Here is a 5,751-nt window from a genome sequence, read left to right as displayed (position 1 = left end):
TTTCAAATAAGTGTTGACGCCAGTTTCTATCTCCCTATAATGCGCACCACTCCCGGCGACGACGAAGAGTAAATGCTTGAAAATCAAGGATTTACGGATTCTCTCCCAGGGGTGGTGAAGCGCTCCGGCAGGTTGTTCGCCGCAGCGGTTCGGTCCCGAAAGGGATTCGAAACGAAGCTTCACCGAGGTGCTTGACAGCGAGTTTGAACGCTGTAGAATGCGCCTCCCGCTGATCGGAAGATGGTTTGAAGGTCGGCGCAAGCGGTTGAGTAGAAAAGAAAATTTTCGAAAATAACGCTTGACGGAACGAGAGGTTGCTGTAGAATGCGCGGCCTCGGTTGAGACGAAAGCCTTGACCAACTGCTCTTTAACAAGTCGAATCAAGCAATTCGTGTGGGTGCTTGTGATGTAAGACTGGTGATCGCAAGATTATCAGCAACGCAAGTAACACTCGTGAATTCGAGAGTTTTATCTCTTTTTAAGAGAATGCGATTGCTGAGCCAAGTTTAGGGTTTTCTCAAAACCCAAGCAGTATTGAACTGAAGAGTTTGATCATGGCTCAGATTGAACGCTGGCGGCAGGCCTAACACATGCAAGTCGAGCGGATGAAGGGAGCTTGCTCCTGGATTCAGCGGCGGACGGGTGAGTAATGCCTAGGAATCTGCCTGGTAGTGGGGGATAACGTCCGGAAACGGGCGCTAATACCGCATACGTCCTGAGGGAGAAAGTGGGGGATCTTCGGACCTCACGCTATCAGATGAGCCTAGGTCGGATTAGCTAGTTGGTGGGGTAAAGGCCTACCAAGGCGACGATCCGTAACTGGTCTGAGAGGATGATCAGTCACACTGGAACTGAGACACGGTCCAGACTCCTACGGGAGGCAGCAGTGGGGAATATTGGACAATGGGCGAAAGCCTGATCCAGCCATGCCGCGTGTGTGAAGAAGGTCTTCGGATTGTAAAGCACTTTAAGTTGGGAGGAAGGGCAGTAAGTTAATACCTTGCTGTTTTGACGTTACCAACAGAATAAGCACCGGCTAACTTCGTGCCAGCAGCCGCGGTAATACGAAGGGTGCAAGCGTTAATCGGAATTACTGGGCGTAAAGCGCGCGTAGGTGGTTCAGCAAGTTGGATGTGAAATCCCCGGGCTCAACCTGGGAACTGCATCCAAAACTACTGAGCTAGAGTACGGTAGAGGGTGGTGGAATTTCCTGTGTAGCGGTGAAATGCGTAGATATAGGAAGGAACACCAGTGGCGAAGGCGACCACCTGGACTGATACTGACACTGAGGTGCGAAAGCGTGGGGAGCAAACAGGATTAGATACCCTGGTAGTCCACGCCGTAAACGATGTCGACTAGCCGTTGGGATCCTTGAGATCTTAGTGGCGCAGCTAACGCGATAAGTCGACCGCCTGGGGAGTACGGCCGCAAGGTTAAAACTCAAATGAATTGACGGGGGCCCGCACAAGCGGTGGAGCATGTGGTTTAATTCGAAGCAACGCGAAGAACCTTACCTGGCCTTGACATGCTGAGAACTTTCCAGAGATGGATTGGTGCCTTCGGGAACTCAGACACAGGTGCTGCATGGCTGTCGTCAGCTCGTGTCGTGAGATGTTGGGTTAAGTCCCGTAACGAGCGCAACCCTTGTCCTTAGTTACCAGCACCTCGGGTGGGCACTCTAAGGAGACTGCCGGTGACAAACCGGAGGAAGGTGGGGATGACGTCAAGTCATCATGGCCCTTACGGCCAGGGCTACACACGTGCTACAATGGTCGGTACAAAGGGTTGCCAAGCCGCGAGGTGGAGCTAATCCCATAAAACCGATCGTAGTCCGGATCGCAGTCTGCAACTCGACTGCGTGAAGTCGGAATCGCTAGTAATCGTGAATCAGAATGTCACGGTGAATACGTTCCCGGGCCTTGTACACACCGCCCGTCACACCATGGGAGTGGGTTGCTCCAGAAGTAGCTAGTCTAACCGCAAGGGGGACGGTTACCACGGAGTGATTCATGACTGGGGTGAAGTCGTAACAAGGTAGCCGTAGGGGAACCTGCGGCTGGATCACCTCCTTAATCGAAGATCTCAGCTTCTTCATAAGCTCCCACACGAATTGCTTGATTCACTGGTTAGACGATTGGGTCTGTAGCTCAGTTGGTTAGAGCGCACCCCTGATAAGGGTGAGGTCGGCAGTTCGAATCTGCCCAGACCCACCAATTGTTGGTGTGCTGCGTGATCCGATACGGGGCCATAGCTCAGCTGGGAGAGCGCCTGCTTTGCACGCAGGAGGTCAGGAGTTCGATCCTCCTTGGCTCCACCATCCAAACAATCGTCGAAAGCTCAGAAATGAATGTTCGTGAATGAACATTGATTTCTGGTCTTTGCACCAGAACTGTTCTTTAAAAATTCGGGTATGTGATAGAAGTAAGACTGAATGATCTCTTTCACTGGTGATCATTCAAGTCAAGGTAAAATTTGCGAGTTCAAGCGCGAATTTTCGGCGAATGTCGTCTTCACAGTATAACCAGATTGCTTGGGGTTATATGGTCAAGTGAAGAAGCGCATACGGTGGATGCCTTGGCAGTCAGAGGCGATGAAAGACGTGGTAGCCTGCGAAAAGCTTCGGGGAGTCGGCAAACAGACTTTGATCCGGAGATCTCTGAATGGGGGAACCCACCTAGGATAACCTAGGTATCTTGTACTGAATCCATAGGTGCAAGAGGCGAACCAGGGGAACTGAAACATCTAAGTACCCTGAGGAAAAGAAATCAACCGAGATTCCCTTAGTAGTGGCGAGCGAACGGGGATTAGCCCTTAAGCTTCATTGATTTTAGCGGAACGCTCTGGAAAGTGCGGCCATAGTGGGTGATAGCCCCGTACGCGAAAGGATCTTTGAAGTGAAATCGAGTAGGACGGAGCACGAGAAACTTTGTCTGAACATGGGGGGACCATCCTCCAAGGCTAAATACTACTGACTGACCGATAGTGAACCAGTACCGTGAGGGAAAGGCGAAAAGAACCCCGGAGAGGGGAGTGAAATAGAACCTGAAACCGTATGCGTACAAGCAGTGGGAGCCTACTTGTTAGGTGACTGCGTACCTTTTGTATAATGGGTCAGCGACTTATATTCAGTGGCAAGCTTAACCGTATAGGGTAGGCGTAGCGAAAGCGAGTCTTAATAGGGCGTTTAGTCGCTGGGTATAGACCCGAAACCGGGCGATCTATCCATGAGCAGGTTGAAGGTTAGGTAACACTGACTGGAGGACCGAACCCACTCCCGTTGAAAAGGTAGGGGATGACTTGTGGATCGGAGTGAAAGGCTAATCAAGCTCGGAGATAGCTGGTTCTCCTCGAAAGCTATTTAGGTAGCGCCTCATGTATCACTCTGGGGGGTAGAGCACTGTTTCGGCTAGGGGGTCATCCCGACTTACCAAACCGATGCAAACTCCGAATACCCAGAAGTGCCGAGCATGGGAGACACACGGCGGGTGCTAACGTCCGTCGTGAAAAGGGAAACAACCCAGACCGCCAGCTAAGGTCCCAAAGTTGTGGTTAAGTGGTAAACGATGTGGGAAGGCTTAGACAGCTAGGAGGTTGGCTTAGAAGCAGCCACCCTTTAAAGAAAGCGTAATAGCTCACTAGTCGAGTCGGCCTGCGCGGAAGATGTAACGGGGCTCAAACCACACACCGAAGCTGCGGGTGTCACGTAAGTGACGCGGTAGAGGAGCGTTCTGTAAGCCTGTGAAGGTGAGTTGAGAAGCTTGCTGGAGGTATCAGAAGTGCGAATGCTGACATGAGTAACGACAATGGGTGTGAAAAACACCCACGCCGAAAGACCAAGGGTTCCTGCGCAACGTTAATCGACGCAGGGTTAGTCGGTTCCTAAGGCGAGGCTGAAAAGCGTAGTCGATGGGAAACAGGTTAATATTCCTGTACTTCTGGTTACTGCGATGGAGGGACGGAGAAGGCTAGGCCAGCTTGGCGTTGGTTGTCCAAGTTTAAGGTGGTAGGCTGAAATCTTAGGTAAATCCGGGGTTTCAAGGCCGAGAGCTGATGACGAGTCGTCTTTTAGATGACGAAGTGGTTGATGCCATGCTTCCAAGAAAAGCTTCTAAGCTTCAGGTAACCAGGAACCGTACCCCAAACCGACACAGGTGGTCGGGTAGAGAATACCAAGGCGCTTGAGAGAACTCGGGTGAAGGAACTAGGCAAAATGGCACCGTAACTTCGGGAGAAGGTGCGCCGGCTAGGGTGAAGGATTTACTCCGTAAGCTCTGGCTGGTCGAAGATACCAGGCCGCTGCGACTGTTTATTAAAAACACAGCACTCTGCAAACACGAAAGTGGACGTATAGGGTGTGACGCCTGCCCGGTGCCGGAAGGTTAATTGATGGGGTTAGCGCAAGCGAAGCTCTTGATCGAAGCCCCGGTAAACGGCGGCCGTAACTATAACGGTCCTAAGGTAGCGAAATTCCTTGTCGGGTAAGTTCCGACCTGCACGAATGGCGTAACGATGGCGGCGCTGTCTCCACCCGAGACTCAGTGAAATTGAAATCGCTGTGAAGATGCAGTGTATCCGCGGCTAGACGGAAAGACCCCGTGAACCTTTACTGTAGCTTTGCACTGGACTTTGAGCCTGCTTGTGTAGGATAGGTGGGAGGCTTTGAAGCGTGGACGCCAGTTCGCGTGGAGCCATCCTTGAAATACCACCCTGGCATGCTTGAGGTTCTAACTCTGGTCCGTGATCCGGATCGAGGACAGTGTATGGTGGGCAGTTTGACTGGGGCGGTCTCCTCCTAAAGAGTAACGGAGGAGTACGAAGGTGCGCTCAGACCGGTCGGAAATCGGTCGTAGAGTATAAAGGCAAAAGCGCGCTTGACTGCGAGACAGACACGTCGAGCAGGTACGAAAGTAGGTCTTAGTGATCCGGTGGTTCTGTATGGAAGGGCCATCGCTCAACGGATAAAAGGTACTCCGGGGATAACAGGCTGATACCGCCCAAGAGTTCATATCGACGGCGGTGTTTGGCACCTCGATGTCGGCTCATCACATCCTGGGGCTGAAGCCGGTCCCAAGGGTATGGCTGTTCGCCATTTAAAGTGGTACGCGAGCTGGGTTTAGAACGTCGTGAGACAGTTCGGTCCCTATCTGCCGTGGACGTTTGAGATTTGAGAGGGGCTGCTCCTAGTACGAGAGGACCGGAGTGGACGAACCTCTGGTGTTCCGGTTGTCACGCCAGTGGCATTGCCGGGTAGCTATGTTCGGAAAAGATAACCGCTGAAAGCATCTAAGCGGGAAACTTGCCTCAAGATGAGATCTCACTGGGAACTTGATTCCCCTGAAGGGCCGTCGAAGACTACGACGTTGATAGGCTGGGTGTGTAAGCGTTGTGAGGCGTTGAGCTAACCAGTACTAATTGCCCGTGAGGCTTGACCATATAACACCCAAACAATCTGATGATTGTGTGTTGTAAGGTGAAGTCGACGAACCGAAAGTTCGCATGAACCGCAAACACCTTGAAATCACATACCTGAATCCGGATAGACGTAAGCCCAAGCGAACGGATATCCAACCGAATTGCTTGACGATCATAGAGCGTTGGAACCACCTGATCCCTTCCCGAACTCAGAAGTGAAACGACGCATCGCCGATGGTAGTGTGGGGTCTCCCCATGTGAGAGTAGGTCATCGTCAAGCTCCTATCCCAAAACCCCTGGTCAGCGATGACCAGGGGTTTTGCTTTTGCGCGCGGAAAA

At 52.0% G+C, this 5,751-nt stretch carries 1 protein-coding gene, 2 tRNA genes and 3 rRNA genes; 5 read left to right on the top strand and 1 reads right to left on the bottom strand.

All coding sequences use genetic code 11. The annotated features are described in order from the left end of the window. The coding region (locus CR162_RS22660) for a hypothetical protein (RefSeq protein ID WP_218014957.1) at nucleotides 1–384 on the bottom strand (384 nt) is incomplete at its 3' end. 152 nt (nucleotides 385–536) lie between these two features. Here CR162_RS22660 and CR162_RS21420 point away from each other — a divergent pair. The 5 genes from CR162_RS21420 to rrf all read left to right on the top strand — a co-directional run bounded on the left by CR162_RS21420 (nucleotide 537) and on the right by rrf (nucleotide 5,692). Then, nucleotides 537–2,072, top strand: a 16S ribosomal RNA gene (locus tag CR162_RS21420). Nucleotides 2,073–2,136: 64 nt separating this feature from the next. After that, a tRNA-Ile gene (locus tag CR162_RS21415) sits at nucleotides 2,137–2,213 on the top strand. A 28-nt stretch (nucleotides 2,214–2,241) separates the two neighbouring features. Beyond that, nucleotides 2,242–2,317, top strand: a tRNA-Ala gene (locus tag CR162_RS21410). A gap of 225 nt (nucleotides 2,318–2,542) precedes the next feature. Beyond that, nucleotides 2,543–5,433: ribosomal RNA gene (locus CR162_RS21405) — 23S ribosomal RNA — on the top strand. Between the two features lie 143 nt (nucleotides 5,434–5,576). Further along, nucleotides 5,577–5,692, top strand: a 5S ribosomal RNA gene (rrf, locus tag CR162_RS21400). The 16S, 23S and 5S rRNA genes sit together here with 2 tRNA genes alongside, the layout of an rRNA operon. Nucleotides 5,693–5,751: the final 59 nt, after the last annotated feature.

Origin of the sequence: Teichococcus rhizosphaerae, assembly GCF_002631185.1 — a bacterium.
Taxonomy (GTDB): domain Bacteria; phylum Pseudomonadota; class Alphaproteobacteria; order Acetobacterales; family Acetobacteraceae; genus Pseudoroseomonas; species Pseudoroseomonas rhizosphaerae.
Note: the sequence above shows the minus strand (reverse complement) of the source record. Positions and strands in the feature narration are given on the sequence as shown.